Source organism: Streptomyces sp. NPDC032721 (assembly GCF_055579625.1).
Map to the genome: position 1 here is coordinate 515,804 of NZ_JBVIMX010000001.1, position 18,676 is coordinate 534,479.

Here is an 18,676-nt window from a genome sequence, read left to right on the forward strand (position 1 = left end):
CAGGGCTGCTGTCGAGCCGTCGGTCATGGCAGGTAGACCTTGTTGCCGTGACCGCCCAAAGCGCCGTTCGCCTCCGCTAGACAGCCCGCCCGCTCCTGGGGCCGTCCCTCGTTCGCAGAGCCTGCACTTCGGACTCCCTCAGCCGAGATACTGCGAGGTGGAGCGTGCAAGGTACACCCCATGCCCTGCCCTCCCCTTGAACTCGCCCCGGTCTATGACCACTTCACCCCGGGACAGCACTGTCTCTACCTGACCCTCCACTCGCTTGCCCTCATATACCGAGTAGTCGACCGCCATGTGATGCGTGGCGGCCGAGATCGTCTGCTCCGCAGCTGGGTCATAGACGACGATGTCGGCGTCGGCACCCGGTGCGATGGTGCCCTTCCGTCCGTACAGGCCAAACATCCGGGCCGGGGTCGCGCACGCGATCTCGATCCAGCGGCGGCGGGTGATGTGGCCGTCGACGACGGCCTGGTGGAGGAGGTCCATGCGGTTCTCGACGCCCGGGAGCCCGTTGGGGATCTTGGAGAAGTCGCCGCGGCCCCTTTCCTTCTGGCCGGTGAAGCAGAAGGGGCAGTGGTCGGTGGAGACGACCTGGAGGTCGTTGGTGCGCAGGCCCCGCCAGAGGGCGGCCTGGTGTTCCTTGGGGCGCAAGGGGGTTGAGCACACGTACTTGGCACCCTCGAAGTCGGGCTCGGCGAGGTTGTCGGTGGAGAGGAAGAGGTACTGGGGGCAGGTCTCGCCGAAGACCGGCAGGCCCTTGTGGCGGGCCGTCGCGATCTCGTGGAGGGCTTCCTCGGCTGATACGTGGACCACGTAGACCGGGGCGCCGGCGACTTGCGCGAGCTTGATGAGGCGGTGAGTGGCCTCCGCCTCCAGGAGGGCCTTGCGGACCTCGCCGTGGTAGCGGGGGTCGGTCTCGCCCCGGGCCAGAGCCTGTTCCACCAGCACGTCGATGGCGAGGCCATTCTCCGCGTGCATCATGATGAGCCCACCGTTGCCGGTGGCCTTCTGCATCGCGCGGAGGATCTGGCCGTCGTCGCTAAGGAATACGCCAGGATACGCAGTGAACAATTTGAACGAGGTGACGCCTTGGGCGACCAGGCCGTCCATCTCTTTCAGCGAGGACTCGTTGACGTCGGAGAGGATCATGTGGAAGCCATAGTCGATCGCGCACTTGCCGTCGGCCTTGGCATGCCAGGCGTCCAGGCCCTCGCGGAGACTGCCGCCACGTGACTGGATCGCGAAGTCGATGATCGTCGTGGTGCCGCCCCACGCCGCCGCCCGGGTGCCCGACTCGAAGTCGTCGGAAGCGAAGGTCCCGCCGAAGGGCATCTCCATGTGGGTGTGCGCGTCGACGCCGCCCGGGATCACATACTTGCCCGTCGCGTCGATCGTGCGCTCTGCTGTCCAACTCTGGGTGCCGGGGGCGGCGAGAGCGACCACCCGGCTGCCCTCGATCAGGACATCCGCGTGGACCTCCTCGGCAGCCGTGATGACAAGCCCGCCGGTGATCTGTGTACGCGCCATGTGTACCCGTGCTCCTTGTCAGTTGCGCCTCCGGCCGCGCTCACGCACGGCCCGCTTTGTGGGCTCCCTACAGATCGCCGCAATCGGTGTGCACCCCGGCGTGAACGGGCCCACAGACACCCGTTCACGCCCCGCCACCGCCGCAAACAGCCCCTGTCGTCGCAGGTCAACCCACCGATTCAGCAAAACGATTCGCGGGTACGTCAGCGAGCAAAACCCTTGAAGGAGGTGACGCCCTCCCCCACCAGGTGGTCCATCTCCTTCAGTGACGACTCGTTCACGTCGGCCATGATCATGTGGAAGCCGTAGTCGATGGCGCACTTGGCGTCGGCCTTGGCGTGCCAGGCGTCGAGGCCCTCGCGGAGGCTGCGGCCCGGGGACTGGATGGCGAAGTCGATGATGGTGGTGGTGCCGCCCCAGGCCGCCGCGCGGGTGCCGGACTCGAAGTCGTCGGCGGCGAAGGTGCCGCCGAAGGGCATTTCCATGTGGGTGTGGGCGTCCACGCCGCCCGGGATGACGTACTTGCCCGTCGCGTCGATGACGCGGTCCGCCGTCCACTGCTGGGTGCCGGGGGCCGCGAGTGCGGCGATGCGGCCGCCTTCGATCAGTACGTCGGCGTGGATCTCTTCGGCGGCCGTGACGACGAGACCGCCGGTGATCAGAGTGCGTGACATTGCTTGCGCCTCCCTAGGGCGTGTCTTTCGGATCAGGTCGACCAGGGGTGCCTCGCCCGTTCGGGGTGGCCGAGCGGGGCTGGGTGCGTGCAGATGCAAGGCGGAGGATTGAGGCGACGCGGAGCGTCGTCGATTGACGACAACGCCGCAGATGTGCGTGACCGGCCCCGCGACCCCGGCCTGAGCCGAATGACACGCCCTAGGCCTCGTGCAGGGCTCGTTCGAGGATGGCGGCGCCTTCCTCGGCCTCCGCCACCGTCAGGGTCAGCGGGGGTGCAATGCGCAGCACGCTGGTGTTGTGGCCGCCGCCCTTGCCGAGGAGCAGGCCGCCTTCGCGGGCTGCTTCCAGTACGGTGCCGGCCGCCTCGGGCCAGGCCTGGTCGGTGCCGGGGCGGACGATCTCGATGCCCGCCATCAGGCCCCGGCCGCGTACTTCCCGAACGCACGGGACGCTCGCGCCGATCGCCCTGAGGCGTTCCAGGAGGAGGCCGCCGACGCGGCGGGCGTTGCCCTGGAGGTCGTGTTCGAGGACGTACGTGAGGTTGGCGAGGCCGGCCGCCATGGTGACCGGGGAGCCGCCGAAGGTGGAGATGGAGCCGGAGTCGATGCAGTTCATGACCTCGGCGCGGGCGACGACGCCGCCGATCGACATGCCGTTGCCGATGCCCTTGGCGAAGGTGAGGATGTCCGGCGGGCCGTTCTCGGCGTGGGCCTGCCAGCCCCAGAAGTGGTCGCCGGTGCGGCCCCAGCCGGTCTGCACCTCGTCGGCGATCCAGAGGATGCCGTGCCGGGAGAGGACCTCGCGGAAGGCCGCGTACAGACCGTCGGGCGGGGAGGTGAAGCCGCCGACGCCCTGGACGGGTTCGGCGATGAGGGCGGCGACCTGGCCGCGCGTCTGGCCGAGCACGTCTTCGAGGTCGGCGACACAGGCCTCGGTGAACTGGGCGTCGGAGAGCTGGGCGAAGGGGCCCCGGTGGCGGACGCCGCCGTGCACGTAGAGGGTCTGGAGCGGGGAGAGGCTGGTCGGGGACCAGTTGCGGTTGCCGGTGAGGGCGACGGTGGAGAAGGAGCGGCCGTGGTAGCTGTTGCGCATCGCCAGGACCTGGTTGGAGCGGCGGTACGAGGTGGCCAGCATGAGGGCGGTGTCGTTGGCCTCGGTGCCCGAGGTGGTGAAGAAGACGCGGGCGTCCGGGATCCCGGAGAGGCGCGCGACGCGCTCCGCGAGCTCGATCATCGGGCGGTTGAGGTAGAGGGTCGAGGAGTGGATCAGCCGGCCGGCCTGCTCGGCGACGGCCTTGGTGACCTCGGGGAGGGCGTGGGCGGTCATGGTGGTGAGGATGCCGCCGAAGAAGTCGAGGTACTTGTTGCCGTCGGCGTCCCAGACGTGGCGGCCCTCGCCGTGGGTGAGTTCGAGGGGGCTGCGGTAGTACGTGGCGAGCCACTCGGGCAGGACCGCCTGGTGGCGGGAGTACAGGCTGTGGGCGGCAGGCACGGTGGTCACGGCTGAACCAGTCCTTCGTACGCGTCGGGGCGGCGGTCGCGGTAGAACGCCCACTGGTGGCGGACTTCCTCGATGAGATCGAGGTCGAGGTCCCTGACGAGGAGTTCCTCGGCCTTGTCGCTCGCGGTCTCCCCGACGAACTGGCCGCGCGGGTCGACGAAGTAGCTGGTGCCGTAGAAGTCGTTGTCGCCGTACTCCTCCTGGCCGACCCGGTTGATGGCGGCGACGTAGTACTCGTTGGCGACCGCGGCGGCGGGCTGCTCCAGCTGCCACAGGTGGGCGGAGAGGCCGCGCGAGGTGGCGGAGGGGTTGTAGACGATCTGGGCGCCGCCGAGGCCCAACTGCCGCCAGCCTTCCGGGAAGTGGCGGTCGTAGCAGATGTAGACGCCGACCTTGCCGACGGCGGTGTCGAAGACCGGCCAGCCCGCGTTGCCGGGTTTGAAGTAGTACTTCTCCCAGAAGCCCTTGACCTGGGGGATGTGGTGCTTGCGGTACTTGCCGAGGTAGCTGCCGTCGGAGTCGATGACGGCGGCGGTGTTGTAGTAGAAGCCGGAGCTCTCGCGCTCGAAGACCGGGACGACGATCACCATGCCGGTCTCGCGGGCGAGCTCCCGCATCCGTACGGTGGTCGGGCCCTCGGGGACCGCCTCGGCCCAGCGGTAGTGCTCGGGTTCCTGCACCTGGCAGAAGTAGGGGGCGTTGAACACCTCCTGGAAGCCGATGATCCGCGCCCCCTGCCGGGCGGCCTCCCGGGCGTGCTCCTCATGCTTGGCGATCATGGATTCGGTGTCGCCTGTCCAGGTGGCCTGGACCAGGGCGGCGCGTACGACATTGGCCATGACTCGTCTCCGTTCGACCGAACGACGTTCCGTTCCCGCATTGCCCACTTGCCCACGACTTCCGACGGGACGTCAGAGACCCTCTACGCCCGTAGAGTTGGGACGTGGATGCTTGAACGTAAGCCGCCGGGAGGAGCGGGGCAAGACCATCACCGCGAACCCGCGGGAGTCGATCTTGTTTCGCACCCGCAGGGGTGAAGGAGCGGGGCCCGCCGATCGATCGTCAGGCCGAGAGGTCGATCCTGATCGCGGCGTGCGGGCGCTGTCCGCGGCGGACCAGGGTGGCCGGCAGGTCGGTGAGCCAGAACTGCCAGGTGTACTTGCGGGAGATCAGCTTGCGCACCTTCCGCAGCCCGTCCTCGTCGAGCAGGGTGGCCTTGCCCTCGACGGTGGGCCCACCGGACTTGATCCGGCCGCGCACGTCGCAGGGGGCGACGGTGACGCGTCCGTCGCGGCGGAGCCGCTTGACCTTCCAGGAATCGGATCTGGTCCACACGTAGAGCGCCTCGTCGTCACCGGCGATCCACACGGGTGTGGCGACGGGGCTGCCGTCCTTGCGGAAGGTGGTGAGGCTGACGTAGCGGGTACGGGCGAAGGCGGCACGCGCGGCACGGATGTTCATGGCACGACACTACGCGCGCGGGGGCTCGCGGACGGGGCGCGCGCCGATGTTCCGGAGGGGTGCGACCAGGACTGGATCGGGACGCTTGCCGGACTCAGGCGAGTACCGGGGTCGGGTGAGCACCGGGGTCAGGTGAGTACCAGCTCGCAGCGCACGATGAGGTCGTCGAGCGAGAGGCCGAGCGTGCCGGCGAGGGCCGCGACCGTGAAGAAGGCGGGCGTCGGCGCGCGGCCCGTCTCGATCTTGCGCAGAGTCTCGGCGGACAGACCGGCACAGGCGGCCACGTCGCCCATCGTGCGGCCGGAGAGGGTGCGGGTTTCACGGAGCAGCCGACCGAGGCGTTCGCCGCGTTCGCGCTCTTCGGGGGTGAGGGGGGTGCGGACCATGCCGTTATTCTAATACCTTCTCGACCGGTATAATAATTGGCATGATCGAGATCAAGACGGATGCGTCCGTGGATGCCATGCGCGAGGCCGGCCGAGTCGTGGCCAGGGCTCTTGCGGCGGTGGAGCAGGCGGCGGCGGTGGGCGTGACGCTGCTGGAGCTGGACGAGGTGGCCCGTGAGGTGCTGCGGGACGCGGGAGCGACCTCCCCCTTCCTGGGCTACCGCCCGAACTGGGCGCCGGTGCCGTTCCCGGGGGTGATCTGCGCGTCCGTGAACCACGCGATCGTGCACGGGATCCCTACGGACTACCGACTGAGGGACGGCGACCTGGTGAGCATCGACTGCGGTGCGACGCTGGACGGCTGGGTGGGCGACTCGGCGGTCAGCTTCACGGTGGGGCGGGCACGCAAGGAGGACCTTCGGCTGATCGCGACGGCGAGGGCGGCACTCGACGCCGGAATCGCGGCGGCGGTCGTCGGCAACCGCGTCGGCGACATCGCCCACGCGGTCGGCACGGTGTGCCGGACTGCGGGCTACGGAATCCCCGACGGCTTCGGCGGCCACGGCGTGGGCCGCACCATGCACGAGGGCCCCGACATCCCGAACGAGGGCCGCCCGGGCCGGGGCGTGAAGCTGCGCCGGGGAATGGTGATCGCCATCGAACCGATGCTGATCGCGGGCAGCGGCGACGAGTGGGGGCATTCGCCGGACGGCTGGACGATGGTGACGTCGGACGGGAGCAGGGCGGCGCATGTGGAGCATACGGTGGCGGTGGGGGTGGACGGGCCGAGGATACTGACGGCCCTCTGAGGGACGGGCCCTCACACCCCTCAATCTGCGGCTGCCACCGAACGACGCCGGGGGCGGAACGCGCTCACCCGACCTACTGAGCGGCGTCGCGCCTGCGGCGGGCGATGCCCCACCCCTTCCCGCTGCGCTCGATTTGCGACTGCCGCCGCGCGGCGCCCGAAACGTTCAGCGGCGTCGCGCCTGCGGCGGGCGAGTGCCCCACCCCACCCCTTCCCGCTGCGCTCAATAGGCGGCTGCCGCCGCGTGGCGCTCCAAGCGTTCAGCGGCGTCGCGCCTGCGGCGGGCCAGTGCCCCACCCCACCCCTTCCCGCTGCGCTCAATAGGCGGCTGCCGCCGCGTGGCGCTCCAAGCGTTCAGCGGCGTCGCGCCTGCGGCGGGCCAGTGCCCCCCCCGCCCCTTCCCTAAACCGCTCCGCGGGGCCAGGGGTTCGGATGTGCGGGCCGGTGGTGGTTGCTCGCGCAGTTCCCCGCGCCCCTAACTACGAGTACTCAGGGGCGCGGGGAACTGCGCGGCCAGCCACGCATACACCCACACCTCGACCACCGGCCGTGGCCGGGCCCGCCACCTCTCCTCGCCCACCCCGAGCGCACCCACCCGGGGCCCGGGGCGCAGCCCCGGCAGCCCTCCCTCACCCACCCGCACCGCCGGGGTCTGGGGCAGCGCCCCAGTTTCGGGAAGGGGCGGGGAGGGGAAAGGCCCCGCGCAGCGGACCCCACCCCTCCCCCTCCTACTGCTCTCCCACCGGCCGCACCACCATCGCCGACCCCCCACCCCTCCGAACCTTCTCCGCCGCCGCCAGCCACCGACCGTCCGCCAGCCTCTGCACCCCCGTCGCCGCCCCGATCTCCGGGTTCAGCTTGAACACATGGCCGAGCGCCTCCAGCTCACCCCGTACCGCGCTGTCCCACAGCCCCGGCTCCAGCTCCGTCGTCGCCGCGTTCCGCTGACTCGCCCTCGGGGCCGCGAACGCCTCGACCAGTGGCAGACCCCGGTCGACGTGGCCGATCAGGCTCTGCAGGACCGTCGTGATGATCGTCGCCCCGCCCGGCGAGCCGAGCGCGAGCACCGGCTTGTCGTGGCGGTCCAGGACGATGGTCGGTGAGATCGACGACCTCGGGCGCTTCCCCGGTCCGGGCAGGTTCGGGTCGTGCACCGCCGGGTTCGCCGGGGCGAAGGAGAAGTCGGTCAGCTCGTTGTTGAGCAGGAAGCCCCGGCCCGGCACCGTGATCCCGCTGCCGCCCGTCGACTCGATGGTCAGGGTGTACGAGACGACGTTGCCCCACTTGTCCGCCGCCGTGAGGTGCGTCGTGTTCTCACCCTCGTACGTCGTCGGCGCCACCGTCCCCGAACTGCCGCACGTCCGCGACGGGTTCCGCGGATCGCCCGGCGGCAGCGGGCTCACCAGTACCGCGTCGTCCTTGATCAGGCACTCGCGTGAGTCCGCGTACCGCTGCGAGAGCAGTTCCTTCGTCGGTACGTTCTCGAAGGCCGGGTCGCCGACCCAGCGCCCCCGGTCCGCGAAGGCGATCCGGCTCGCCTCGATGTAGCGGTGCAGGAACTGCTTCTGCGACGCCTTCGAAAGGTCCGTCCGCTCAAGGATGTTGAGCGCTTCGCCGACACTGGTGCCGCCCGAGGTGGACGGCGCCATGCCGTACACGCCGAGCCCCCGGTAGTTCACCTTCGTCGGGGCCGGGCGTTCGACCTCGTAGCGCCGCAGGTCCTTCTCGGTGAGGTCACCGGCGCGCACCTTGCGGGTGGCCTTCGGGTCGACCGGGGGCTTGTTCACCGTACGGACGATGTCGCGCGCGAGCTCGCCCTTGTAGAGCGCGCCGACGCCCTCGCGGCCCAGCTTCTCGTAGGTGCGCGCCAGCTCCGGGTTCTTGAACGTCGAGCCCACGACCGGGAGTTGACCACCGGGGAGGAAGAGCTTGGACGAGGCGGGGAAGTCGCGGAAGCGGGCCTCGTTGCCCTGTGTCTGGCTACGGAAGGTGGCGTCGACCGTGAATCCGTCGCGGGCCAGCCGCTCGGCCGGTTTCAGCAGGCTGCGGAGCGACTTGGTGCCCCAGCTGTCCAGCGCCGCTTGCCAGGTCGCGGGGGTGCCGGGGGTGCCGACGCCCCGGCCGCTGGTCATGGCCTCGTCGAAGGGGATCGGCTTGCCGTTCTCCAGGAAGAGGTTCTTGTCGGCGCTGCGCGGGGCGGTCTCGCGGCCGTCGATGGTGCGCACCTTGCGGGACCTGGCGTCGTAGTGGACGAAGTAGCCGCCTCCGCCGATGCCCGCCGAATACGGCTCCGTCACGCCGAGGGCGGCGGCCGTGGCCACCGCCGCGTCGACCGCGTTGCCGCCGTTGCGCAGCACCTCGATGCCGGCCGCCGAGGCGTCGGCGTCCACGCTGGCGACCGCGCCGCCGTAGCCGACGGCCACCGGCACCTTCGTCGGCGGAGTAGCCGAGGCCGCCGTTGGGGCGGCGGGCACCGTGGCGCCCGGTGGTGCGGCTGCCCCCACCGTGACGACCGCGGCGGTCGCGGCCAGCAGAGACAGTGCCCGTACGGCGGGCCGGGTGGGTCGACGCATGCGTGCCTCCAGGCGAACGGCGTCCGCGCAGCGTAGCTCCGGCGCCGGGCCCCCGCCAGGTGCCCCGGCGCGCGTCTCGCCCTGTGACGGGAACCGCAATCCGCACGACACACAACCCCCGTAGTCACACCCGTACCAACTCCCGCACCAACACCCTCACCAACACGCCACTTCCGTACGAACGACACATCACCGGCCATCACCGACCCGCCCGCGCCCCGCCCACCCCACAGACCTGTCATGCCCGCTACCATGCGCGCCCATGAACGACGACCTCCGCACCCTCGTCCTGGGCCTGCTGGCCGGCGGCCTCGGCGCCGCGCTCGGCTGGCTCGTCCGCAGCTACTTCCTGCGCCGCAGACTCCGGCGCAAGCAGGAGTTCCTCGGGCTGCCCAACAACTCCGAATGCCTGCTGGTCGTCAACCGTGACGCGGGCACCGACGGCGCCCTCCATCGCTCCGACGTCTTCGCGCTCCTCGAACTGTCCTCCCTGATCAAGGACTGTGGCGCGCACTCCCAGATCCTTTCGCACGACATAGCCCAGCAGGGCTTCGGCGAGCGTACGGAGTTCTGCGTCGGCGGGCCCTCGTCGAACCGCCGCATCACCGCCCACCTGGCGAGTCTGCTTCCCGGCGTACGGATCAACGTGGACGTCGAGCCCTCGCCGGACCGGGGCGCGTTCCAGATCGGCACCGAGCGCTACCGGCTGGAGCACGGCATCGCCGAGTACGTGCTGCTCGCCCGGCTCAGTGTCGGTGACGGCGCCCGGCCCGTGTTCCTCTTCTGTGGGCAGCGCGCCATCACCCACCAGGCGGCCACCCGTTACCTGGCCCGCAACTTCGAGAAGCTGGCGCGCAAGCACGGCGACCGTTCGTTCTGTCTGCTGCTGAAGGTGGCCAACTCCCAGGCGTACGGGCCCGATGTGGTGGAGCTGGTCACCGATGTGACGCGGGCGGCGCAGACACCGCTGCCCGCGCCGCCGCGCAATTCGCACCGCGCAGTCGGTTAACCCACGTACAGCTCAAGGGACTTGATTCCGTTGATGAAGTGCGAGACCAGTCGGCGGGGCGGGGCCGCGAGCCGGTAGGGCGGCAGGATCCGCAGCGCTTCCTCGTGCAGGACGCGCAGTTGCAGCCGGGCGAAGTGGGCGCCGAGGCAGACGTGCGGGCCGTGGCCGAAGGACACGTGCGGGTTGGGGTCGCGGGCGAGGTCGAGGCGGTGCGGGTCGGCGAAGACGCGCTCGTCGTGGTTGGCGGAGGCATGGAACACCACGATCTTGTCGCCCGCGCGCAGTCGCTGTCCGGCCAGTTCGGTGTCCTCGACGACGGTGCGCCGGAAGCTGAGAACCGGCGGATGGCGCCGCAGCAGTTCCTCGATCGCCGTTTCCAACCTGGCACCTGGCAGTGCCTGTTGGGCCTGTACGTCCTCGGCCAGCGCGAGGAATCCGCCCGGCGCCGCACTGCGCACCGTGTCGTTCCCCGCGACGGTGAGCAGGAAGAAGAACATCTCCAGCTCGGGCCCGCTGAGCCTGGTCCCGTCCCCCGCCGCGTGCGCGAGCGCCGTCATGATGTCGTCACTCGGGAAGCGTCGCTTGTAGTCCGCCAACTCGCGTGCGTACGCGAACATCTCCCCCAGCATCGCGGGCGACCTCGGATTCACCGGCCGCCCGTCCGGGCCGCGCACCACCTTGTCCTGCTCGTCCGGGTCCTGGTACGCGATGACGCGCTCGGTCCACTCCAGGAGCAGCCCGCGGTCTCCGGGCGGCACTCCCAGCAGGTCGGCGAGGTTGAGCAGGGCGTAGTCGTCGGTGACGGCGGCCACCAGGTCGAGGACCCCGTCGCCGCCCTCCTTGGCATCGCGCACCGCCGCTTCGAGGAGCCCCCGGGCGCGCGTCCTGATCCGTGACTCGAAGCGATCGGTGCGGCCTGGAGTGAAGGCCCGGCTGACGAGACGGCGCAACTTGCCGTGCTGCGGCGGGTCCTGATTGAGCATCATGCGCCGGATGAAGGGGAGGTCGTCCGGGTCGGGGTCCCGGATCTGGGTGGCGCCGATACGGGAGGAGAAGGCGCGGGCGTCCTTCAGGACGCGTACGACGTCGGCATGCCGGGTGACCGCCCAGAAGCCGGGCCCGGCGGGCCAGCCCAGCACCTCGTACTCCTCCTGCCAGGAGACCGGGTGGGTGTCGCGCAGTTGCCGGTACGCGGCGTGCGGAACGCCCTGCGCGTACAGCCTCGGATCGAAGACGTCGGGGATCAGCACCTCGGTCTCCGCCCCACTGCTCACGCCGCTTCCTCCTTCCGCAGGAAGTCCTCGACCGTCCGGATGAGTTCGAGGGGAGTCTCGTCCATGGCGTTGTGGCCCGCCGAGGCCAGCTCGGTCAACTCGCCCCGGGGGTACCACTGCATCCAGGTCTGCCGCATGACGGCGGCGGTCAGCGACGGGTCGAGGGCCCCGACGACGGCGAGTGCGGGCCGGTCGAAGCCCGCCACCTCCGCGTGGAAGTCCTGCCCGGCCCAGGAGTCGAGCCAGGCACGGAAGGCCTTCGGGTCGCTGCGGTCGAGGGACTGGCGCACCATCCGGTCCAGCCATGCCCGGGGCCGTACGCCGCCGGTGGTGTTGTCGATGATGGCCTGCCGGTTGGCCGGGGAATCGGCCGCTCCGGAGAACAATTCCCATGCGTCGGGCGGGAGTTGCAGCCCACTTGCCGGTACGGGTGACACGCCGACCAGTCGCCGCACCCGCTCGGGCGCCCGCGCGACCACCCGCTGGACGACGCAGCCGCCCATGGAGTGCCCGAGCAGCGAGAAGGTGTCCCAGCCGAGGTGGTCGGCGAGTGCCAGCACGTCGGCGGCGCCCTCCGAGGTGGTGAACTCGCCCGCCGCTTCACGCGCTTCGCCGTAGCCGCGCAGATCGACGAAGGCGTACTGGAAGGCGTCGTGGTCGAGGTCGGGCAGTATCCCGGCCCAGGCGGCGCGGTCGGCGAGCCAGCCGTGCACGGCGATGACGCCGTGCGGGCCGTGCCCGACGAGGGAGTGGGGCAGGACGAAGGGGGCCACGGGATCTCCGATCAGGCGGCGGGAGGGGCGTGTGGCATGGCGGGTATGCCGGGCGCACAGGTCCAACTTGGCCTCGGACTCCCCACGCAGGCAAGACCGCCGTCGGACTTCCAAGATGGCGGAATATCGCATTCCATTTGCATGAGGAGTTGCATATACCTGAGGAACCGGCCCATGCGTCGATGACTCCTAGATCGACATCTATGGCGTACAGCTCGGCGGGATGCTCGAATGGCAACCAAATCCGCCCGAATCATTTTGTTCTTGACGCTTGGATGACCTTGATTCTCCGCTGATGAACTCTCATGGTCGGCTTACCTGGATTGCACGGAGCTGGGACCATCGCAAGCATTGAGCCCTCTAGTGTGTGAGGAAGCCACGGGGCCCGAGGTGGCTCCGGGCCCCAGGGCCGGCTGCACCGGTCGACCGGAACAACAGGAGAAGTCCCATGTGTGAGTCAACTTGCCCGAACGACAATTCCCGTCGCCCGGCTCCTCGCGAAATCACCACCGCGGACTTCGCCCGCATACCGAATGAGCAGTGGAACCCTTACCTGCGCGTACTCCGGCACGGCGCCGGATCCAGTGCTCCTCCCCCTCGGGGAGGTGACACGGGCGACCGTCGCCGCCGCCGCTGACTTCCGCGGCCCGCCGGTGCCGATGAGGGCGGGGCGCCCCGCGCGCTCCCCGTCATCGGGCGACAACCCGCCATCGCCCGTACGTGGTCTGTCCCTCCTCGAAACCCCTCTCTAACATGAGCAGTTCCTGCGGCCACACCTCATCCGGCCGAGGTTCCTGGGGGAGCTCATGAGTCAGGCGAAGAAGTCCGCCGCGCACGCGATCGACATCGAATCGCCGAGCGTGGCCCGCATGTACGACTGGCTGCTCGACGGCATCGAGAACTACGAGTCCGACCGCAAGGCCTGCGCCCAGCTCCTGGAGATCGCGCCGAGCACCAAGACCCTGGCGCAGAACAACCGGAGTTTCCTCCGCCGGGTGGTCCGCATCCTCGCCAAGGATCACGGCATCCGGCAGTTCATCGACCACGGGTCCGGCCTTCCCACCCAGGACAACGTGCACCAGATCGCCCAGCGCGTCGATCCCCGGTCCCGCGTCGTCTACATCGACAACGACCCCATCGTCCTCGCCCACGGCCGGACCACCCTTGAGGAGAACGCCGAGACCGCCGTGATCAAGGCGGACATGCGGGACACCGACGAGATCTTCGAGCACGAGGACTTCAAGCGGCTCATCGACCTCGATCAGCCGGTGGCCGCGCTCTTCGTCTCCGTACTGCACTGCATCCCCGATGCGGACGCCCAGGAGCTCGTCGACAACGTACGTTCCCGGCTCAAGCCCGGTGACTTCATGGTCATCTGCCAGCTGGTCAGCGACGACGTACGGGTACGGGACGGGGTGACCGAGCTGATGCGGGTCAGCACCCACGGCAACTGGGGGCGGGTGCGCGAGAAGCACGAGGTCCGGGCGTACTACGAGGGGCTGGAGATCCAGGAGCCGGGCCTGGAGGATGTCACCCTCTGGCGCCCCGACGGGCCGCTTCCCGCGTCGCTGGGCGACGAGGAGTGGGTCGAATGGGGCGGCATGGGAAAGGTCCTCTGACCATTCCCGCACCCGAGGCCGACAGGACTAGTCGCTGTCGGCCTTTTCCCTCATGTCCTCCGCCGCTTCCTCCAGCATCGCATTGCTCTGCTTCCACGATTCGGCGACGTAACTGAGTTCGTTGAGCACGCGCCGATATCCCTCGACCTGCTGCGGCTTGCTCAAGTACATTGCGCTGTCTATCAGTTCGACGTACACCAATTCCGAGGGTCCGCCGTCGAGGAATCGCAGATGGGTGATCGGAAAGCTGGGTGCGACACTCGCTCCGCGCGCGAAGCTGACGATCCTCACATTGATTCCCGTTCCGTGCACTGCCCGTAACAGATGACGCAATTGCCCGTGCATGACCGAATGACCACCGATGGGTCTTCTCAGTACGCTTTCGTCGAGAAGCGCCACCATGGTCGGAGCGTGCCGGCCCAACAGGACCTTCTGCCGCTCGATGCGCAATTCGACCCGCCGCTCGATTTCCCGGGTAAGCGCCCCGGGCATGGCCGCCGTCACCACCGCCCGCGCATAGTCCGGAGTTTGGAGCAGCCCCGGCACCACGTGGTTCTCGTAGGTGTAGATGTGTGACGCGGAACCCTCCAGGCCGATCAGCCTGCGCAAGTAGCCGGGGGTCACGTCCGCGTACTGGTTCCACCAGGAGCTCTCCTGGGTCTGCCGCAACAGGCTCTCGATCTCCTGCTTCTGGTCGGGCGGGAGCCGGTAGAAGTCGATCAGGTCCAGTACGTCGCGCTCCTTGGGCGGGCTCTCGCCCCGCTCCAGGCGGCTGACCTTGGAGACCGATCCCCGGATCACGGGCGCCACGTCCTTGAGCGCGTAACCCCTTTCCCTGCGCAGCTGGCGCAGGTGCTCGCCCAGTACCCGTGCGGCGGCCCCCGGCCTGCTCCACAATGAGCTGTCCCGCACCGCCGGGGGGCCTGCCGTCGTCGAAAGCGGATCTTCCCCGAAACGATCGGCGGACATGCACACTCCCGGGAAAGGTGACAGGTCTGATCAGCTTCCCAGAATTACGAGCGCATGTCCGCCTCGGCAACCTACGCCGTCGTCCGTATCAGTCGGCGAGGTGGTCGAACTCCCCCGCCTTCATGCCGCCGATGAGCGCGGCGATCTCCGCACGGGTGTAGACGAGCGCCGGCCCGTCCGGAAAGCGGGAGTTGCGCACCGCCACACCGCCCTCGGTGAGGGAGGCGAACTCCACGCAGTTCCCTTGCCCACTGCTCGCGCTGCTCTTGACCCACTCGACGTCCGTGATCGCACTCGCCGTCACACCATTGCTGATCCGCATACCGCACCTCTTCCGGCTCTTCGGTCAACTGGTCACCGCCGCCCGTGGGATCCCATATGCAATTGCATGGGCGACCGGGTGCGAGGAGCCTAGCCCCGCGCCCCCTCGGGAAGGAGTCCCCCGAAAGAGCGTGTTTACAAGGGATTTGACAGCCCGGTACGCAGACCCGTGCGAGGAATCGTCACCTCAGTCGCTGCTCAGCCACTGCTCCGTCACCGCTCAGCCACGGCAGACCTCACCGCCGCTGGTCCACCACCTGCAGACCCTCGGGCGCGTACTCCCGCACCAGCGCGAGCACGTCCTCCGGCACCAGCTCGAAGACCTGGCGTTCGAAGCACAGGCCCTCCTTGACCTGCATGGCGCTACCCGTCATCAGGGAGAGGCGGCGGTACGCGGCCCTCGGCCGGCAGATGTACGGCAGCGAGCCCTCGGACTCGCGCGCCTCGACGATCACGAACTGGGCGCCCCGTACGCCCACCGCCCGTACCGACACCAAGTCGTCCCAGGGCGTCGTGCGTTCGGGGTAGAGCGGCAGCCGCACCGACAGGCCGCGCGGACCGGCGGCGATGCTCAGCGGGCGGACCGCGTAGCCCACGTACGTCACGGCGACGAAGAGGAGCAGCAGGCCCAGTGCGGACATCAGGGTGGCGGAGAGCGTCGAGTTCGGGCCGTCGATGAGGGCCGCGATGGTGTAGCCCCAGATCACGGTGACCACTACCGCGGCGATCGGCAGTGCCACGAGCACCCGTCTCAGCGGCAGCTCGATGCGGGTGCCCGCGGTGCCCGCCACGTCCTGGGGACGAGGGCCCTGCGGGTCGTCTTCATGCGTCATGGTGAGAGCTTCGGTGCTGGGCGGCGCGAGCACCAGTACCGGACGGTAATCGGAGCGGTGTGGTTCCGGGACGGGGCCGTGGCGGGGCCGGGTCGGTGCCGGGACAGGGACGCGTCGGTGCCGGAACAGGGGCAAGTCGGTGCCGAGCCGGCGCCGGAACAGGGCCGGGTCGGTGCCGGGACACGGACGGGCCGGCGCCGGAACAGGGACGGACGGAGCCCGCGCCCGGGTCATCACCGGCGCCTGGACCTGCGGCTCAGCCCGCCACCGCCTTCTCCGGCATCCTCGCCGCCAGCTTGCCCCGGTAGTGGTCGACGACCACTGCGATCATGATGACGGCGCCGGTGATCATCTGCCGCTGGAAGTCGGAGACGCCCAGCAGCAGGAGCCCGTTGGTGAGGACGCCGAGCAGACAGGCGCCGAGCAGGGTGCCGATCATCGAGCCCTTGCCGCCGGAGAGCGAGGCGCCGCCGATGACCACGGCCGCGATGGCGGACAGCTCGTATCCGCTGCCGACGATCGGGCTGGCGATGTTCAGCCGCGCCATGTAGGTGACGGCCGCGATGCCGACCGCGAATCCGGCGATCACGAACACGGCGACCTTCACGATGCTCGTACGGTGTCCGGAGAGCCGCACCGCCTCCTCGTTGGAGCCGATCGCGAAGACGAGCCGGCCGAACACGGTGCGGGTGAGCACGAAGTGGCCGATCACCACCATGATCAGGGCGATCCAGAAGAGCGAGGGGATGCCCAGGAGGGTGGAGGTGCCGAAGTGGCTGAAGCCGGGCGGGAAGTCGTAGCGCGTCTGCGCACCCGTGTACTCCAGGGCGGCGCCGCGCGCCACGTTCAGCATTCCGAGGGTGACGATGAAGGACGGCACGCGCCACTTCTCCGACACGAAGCCGTTGACGAACCCGCAGGCCATGCCGACGAGGGCGGCGACCAGGACGGCGAGCAGCACCGCGACCGGGGTGGCGAGGCCGCCGGAGGTGAGGATCTCGCCGGAGACGACCGCCGAGAGCGCCATCACCGAGCCGACCGAGAGGTCGATGCCGCCGACCAGGATCACGAAGGTCATGCCCACCGCGAGCATGGTGTTGAGGGTGATCTCGGTGGCGATGTTGGTGAGGTTCTCGGAGGTCGCGAACTTGGGTGCGGTCAGCGTGAAGATCAGGACCAGGGCCAGCAGGGCGATGCCGATGCCCGCCTCGCCCATCACCTGCCGGGTGAGTGAGCGTGCGGTGCGGCGGGGCGCGGACGGGGCCTCGGCGGCGGGACCCGCGGTGGGCGTCGGTGTGGTCATGAGGTGGAATCACCGTTCTCTGTGACGGGTGCGTCGGCGATGGGGGCCGCATCAGCGCGGGGGGCCGCATCGGTGACGCCTGCTCCTTCGGCGACGTACCCCGAGTAGGCCAGGGCGAGGATGTGCGAGCTGTCGAAGTCGGCGCGGGCGACCTCACCGGCGATCCGGCCGCGCGAGAAGACCAGGATCCGGTCGCAGATGCCCATGAGTTCGGGCAGGTCGGAGGAGACGACGAGGAGCGCCTTGCCGTCGCCCGCGAGGTCGGTCAGCTGCTGGTGGATCTCGTAGCGGGCGCCGACGTCGATGCCCCGGGTGGGTTCGTCGACGACCAGCACGTCCGTACCGGCCAGCAGCCAGCGGCCGAGCACCACCTTCTGCTGGTTGCCGCCGGAGAGGGTGCGAACGGCGGTGCGGATACCGGGAGTTCGCACTCCGAGGCCCTTGACCGCCTCGTGGGCGTACCTGTCCTCCTCGGCGCGCCTGAGCAGTCCGCCGCGCGAGATCCTGTGGGTCGCGGCGAGGGTGATGTTCGCGGCGACGGGCATGTCGAGGACCAGCCCCTGGCCCTTGCGGTCCTCGGTGAGCAGGCTGATGCCGTGCCGCACCGCGTCCTTGGGAGTGCGGATGCGGACCGGCTCCCCCTTGACGTACACCTGCCCGCCGTCGTGGTGGTCGGCGCCGAAGAGCGCGCGGACGGTCTCGGTGCGCCCCGAGCCGACCAGCCCCGCGACGCCGACCACCTCACCCGCGTGCAGGGCGAAGGAGACCGGGCTGCCGCCGCGCGGGTGGAGCCGCTCGGCGCGGAGCAGTTCGGTGCCCGGGGGCCGGGCCACGTACGGCAGGTACTCCTGGGAGAGGTCCCGGCCCACCATCAGGCGGATCACTTCGGCGGTGTCGGTGTCGGCGAGGTCCTTGGTGACGACGTGCCCGCCGTTGCGGAAGACCGTCATCCGGTCGCCGATCTCGAACACCTCCTCCAGGTGGTGCGAGATGTAGAGGATGGCGGTGCCGCGCGCGGTGAGCCCGCGCATCACCCCGAAGAGCCGCTCGGTCTCGCGGGCGGTGAGGGTGGCGGTCGGTTCGTCCATCACCAGGACCCGGCAGTCCTGCCACAACGTCCGCGCGATTTCGAGGAGTTGCATCTGTGCGATGCCGAGCCGCTCGACCTTCGTACCCGGGGAGACGTCGAGCCCGACGGCGTCGAGCAGTTCGGTTGCCCGCCGGTTGAGGGTGCGGCGGTCGACCAGGCCGAAGCGGCGCGGCAGGTGCTGGAAGAAGAGGTTCTCGGCGACGGTGAGGTTGGGCAGCAGGTTGAGTTCCTGGTGGACGACCTGGACACCGGCGCGCATCGCGGCCGCCGCGTCCTTGGGCGCGTACGGCTGCCCGTCGAGCCTCATCCCGCCCGCGTCCGGCGGCTGGATGCCGGCCAGGATGCGCACGAGGGTGGACTTGCCGGCCCCGTTCTCGCCGAGCAGTGCGTGCACCTCGCCCGGGCGCAGCTGGAGCTGTACGGAGTCCAGTGCCTTGACGCCGGGGAAGGCCTTGGTGATCCCGGCGGCCTCCAGGACGTAGGAGCCTTCGGGAACGGCAGGCCCGTCGTGCCCACCGGTGCGCGTGGTGTTCAGGTCGTCCATGCTCATCG

At 69.7% G+C, this 18,676-nt stretch carries 16 protein-coding genes and 1 pseudogene; 3 read left to right on the forward strand and 14 right to left on the reverse strand.

Annotation, left to right across the window (positions count from 1 at the left end; translation table 11 throughout):
• Positions 1-138: 138 nt before the first annotated feature.
• The 6 genes and pseudogenes from hydA to ACZ5PB_RS02175 form a co-directional block, all read right to left on the reverse strand.
• A complete protein-coding gene (gene hydA / locus ACZ5PB_RS02150; RefSeq protein ID WP_468686955.1) occupies positions 139-1,530 on the reverse strand; it encodes a dihydropyrimidinase in 1,392 nt (463 codons plus the stop codon).
• A gap of 212 nt (positions 1,531-1,742) precedes the next feature.
• Positions 1,743-2,204 (reverse strand): annotated as a pseudogene (locus ACZ5PB_RS02155) (amidohydrolase family protein); the annotation flags it as partial.
• 199 nt (positions 2,205-2,403) lie between these two features.
• Positions 2,404-3,696: an aspartate aminotransferase family protein gene (locus tag ACZ5PB_RS02160; protein WP_468688242.1), complete on the reverse strand. Its 1,293-nt coding sequence runs from the start codon at positions 3,694-3,696 to the stop codon at positions 2,404-2,406.
• 5 nt (positions 3,697-3,701) lie between these two features.
• A complete protein-coding gene (locus ACZ5PB_RS02165) occupies positions 3,702-4,544 on the reverse strand; it encodes a nitrilase-related carbon-nitrogen hydrolase (RefSeq protein WP_468686956.1) in 843 nt (280 codons plus the stop codon).
• A gap of 223 nt (positions 4,545-4,767) precedes the next feature.
• The gene (locus ACZ5PB_RS02170; RefSeq protein WP_468686958.1) at positions 4,768-5,166 is read right to left on the reverse strand and encodes a PPOX class F420-dependent oxidoreductase; all 399 of its coding nucleotides are present in this window, start codon (positions 5,164-5,166) and stop codon (positions 4,768-4,770) included.
• A 128-nt stretch (positions 5,167-5,294) separates the two neighbouring features.
• A complete protein-coding gene (locus ACZ5PB_RS02175; RefSeq protein WP_468686960.1) occupies positions 5,295-5,552 on the reverse strand; it encodes a helix-turn-helix domain-containing protein in 258 nt (85 codons plus the stop codon).
• A 41-nt stretch (positions 5,553-5,593) separates the two neighbouring features.
• On the opposite strand from ACZ5PB_RS02175, the gene map reads away from it, so the two are divergent.
• The gene (gene map / locus ACZ5PB_RS02180; RefSeq protein ID WP_468686961.1) at positions 5,594-6,361 is read left to right on the forward strand and encodes a type I methionyl aminopeptidase; all 768 of its coding nucleotides are present in this window, start codon (positions 5,594-5,596) and stop codon (positions 6,359-6,361) included.
• A 727-nt stretch (positions 6,362-7,088) separates the two neighbouring features.
• On the opposite strand, the gene ggt is transcribed toward map, so the two are convergent.
• Entirely contained in the window at positions 7,089-8,933 is a 1,845-nt protein-coding gene (gene ggt, locus ACZ5PB_RS02185; protein WP_468686962.1) for a gamma-glutamyltransferase, read from the reverse strand.
• A 262-nt stretch (positions 8,934-9,195) separates the two neighbouring features.
• On the opposite strand from ggt, the gene ACZ5PB_RS02190 reads away from it, so the two are divergent.
• Positions 9,196-9,942, forward strand: a complete 747-nt coding sequence (locus ACZ5PB_RS02190; RefSeq protein WP_468686963.1) for a hypothetical protein — start codon at positions 9,196-9,198, stop codon at positions 9,940-9,942.
• Here the strand turns inward: ACZ5PB_RS02190 and ACZ5PB_RS02195 are convergent.
• On the reverse strand, positions 9,939-11,216 hold the full coding sequence (locus ACZ5PB_RS02195; protein ID WP_468686964.1) for a cytochrome P450: 1,278 nt from the start codon (positions 11,214-11,216) through the stop codon (positions 9,939-9,941). The two genes, ACZ5PB_RS02190 and ACZ5PB_RS02195, sit on opposite strands and share 4 nt — an antisense overlap.
• Positions 11,213-11,989 (reverse strand): alpha/beta fold hydrolase, encoded by a 777-nt coding sequence (locus ACZ5PB_RS02200; RefSeq protein WP_468686966.1) that lies wholly within the window; start codon positions 11,987-11,989, stop codon positions 11,213-11,215. The genes ACZ5PB_RS02195 and ACZ5PB_RS02200 overlap by 4 nt, the downstream gene beginning before the upstream one ends.
• 806 nt (positions 11,990-12,795) lie before the next feature.
• Here ACZ5PB_RS02200 and ACZ5PB_RS02205 point away from each other — a divergent pair.
• On the forward strand, positions 12,796-13,608 hold the full coding sequence (locus ACZ5PB_RS02205) for an SAM-dependent methyltransferase (protein ID WP_468686968.1): 813 nt from the start codon (positions 12,796-12,798) through the stop codon (positions 13,606-13,608).
• 27 nt (positions 13,609-13,635) lie between these two features.
• On the opposite strand, the gene ACZ5PB_RS02210 is transcribed toward ACZ5PB_RS02205, so the two are convergent.
• The 5 genes from ACZ5PB_RS02210 to ACZ5PB_RS02230 all read right to left on the reverse strand — a co-directional run bounded on the left by ACZ5PB_RS02210 (position 13,636) and on the right by ACZ5PB_RS02230 (position 18,668).
• Entirely contained in the window at positions 13,636-14,577 is a 942-nt protein-coding gene (locus tag ACZ5PB_RS02210; RefSeq protein ID WP_468686970.1) for a helix-turn-helix domain-containing protein, read from the reverse strand.
• An 88-nt stretch (positions 14,578-14,665) separates the two neighbouring features.
• Positions 14,666-14,899: a DUF397 domain-containing protein gene (locus ACZ5PB_RS02215; protein ID WP_468686971.1), complete on the reverse strand. Its 234-nt coding sequence runs from the start codon at positions 14,897-14,899 to the stop codon at positions 14,666-14,668.
• A gap of 235 nt (positions 14,900-15,134) precedes the next feature.
• Positions 15,135-15,731 (reverse strand): hypothetical protein, encoded by a 597-nt coding sequence (locus ACZ5PB_RS02220; RefSeq protein ID WP_468686973.1) that lies wholly within the window; start codon positions 15,729-15,731, stop codon positions 15,135-15,137.
• 256 nt (positions 15,732-15,987) lie between these two features.
• The gene (locus ACZ5PB_RS02225) at positions 15,988-17,034 is read right to left on the reverse strand and encodes an ABC transporter permease (RefSeq protein ID WP_468686974.1); all 1,047 of its coding nucleotides are present in this window, start codon (positions 17,032-17,034) and stop codon (positions 15,988-15,990) included.
• Positions 17,031-18,668, reverse strand: coding sequence for a sugar ABC transporter ATP-binding protein (locus ACZ5PB_RS02230; protein WP_468686976.1), 1,638 nt, complete (start codon positions 18,666-18,668; stop codon positions 17,031-17,033). The genes ACZ5PB_RS02225 and ACZ5PB_RS02230 overlap by 4 nt, the downstream gene beginning before the upstream one ends.
• Positions 18,669-18,676 lie beyond the last annotated feature (8 nt).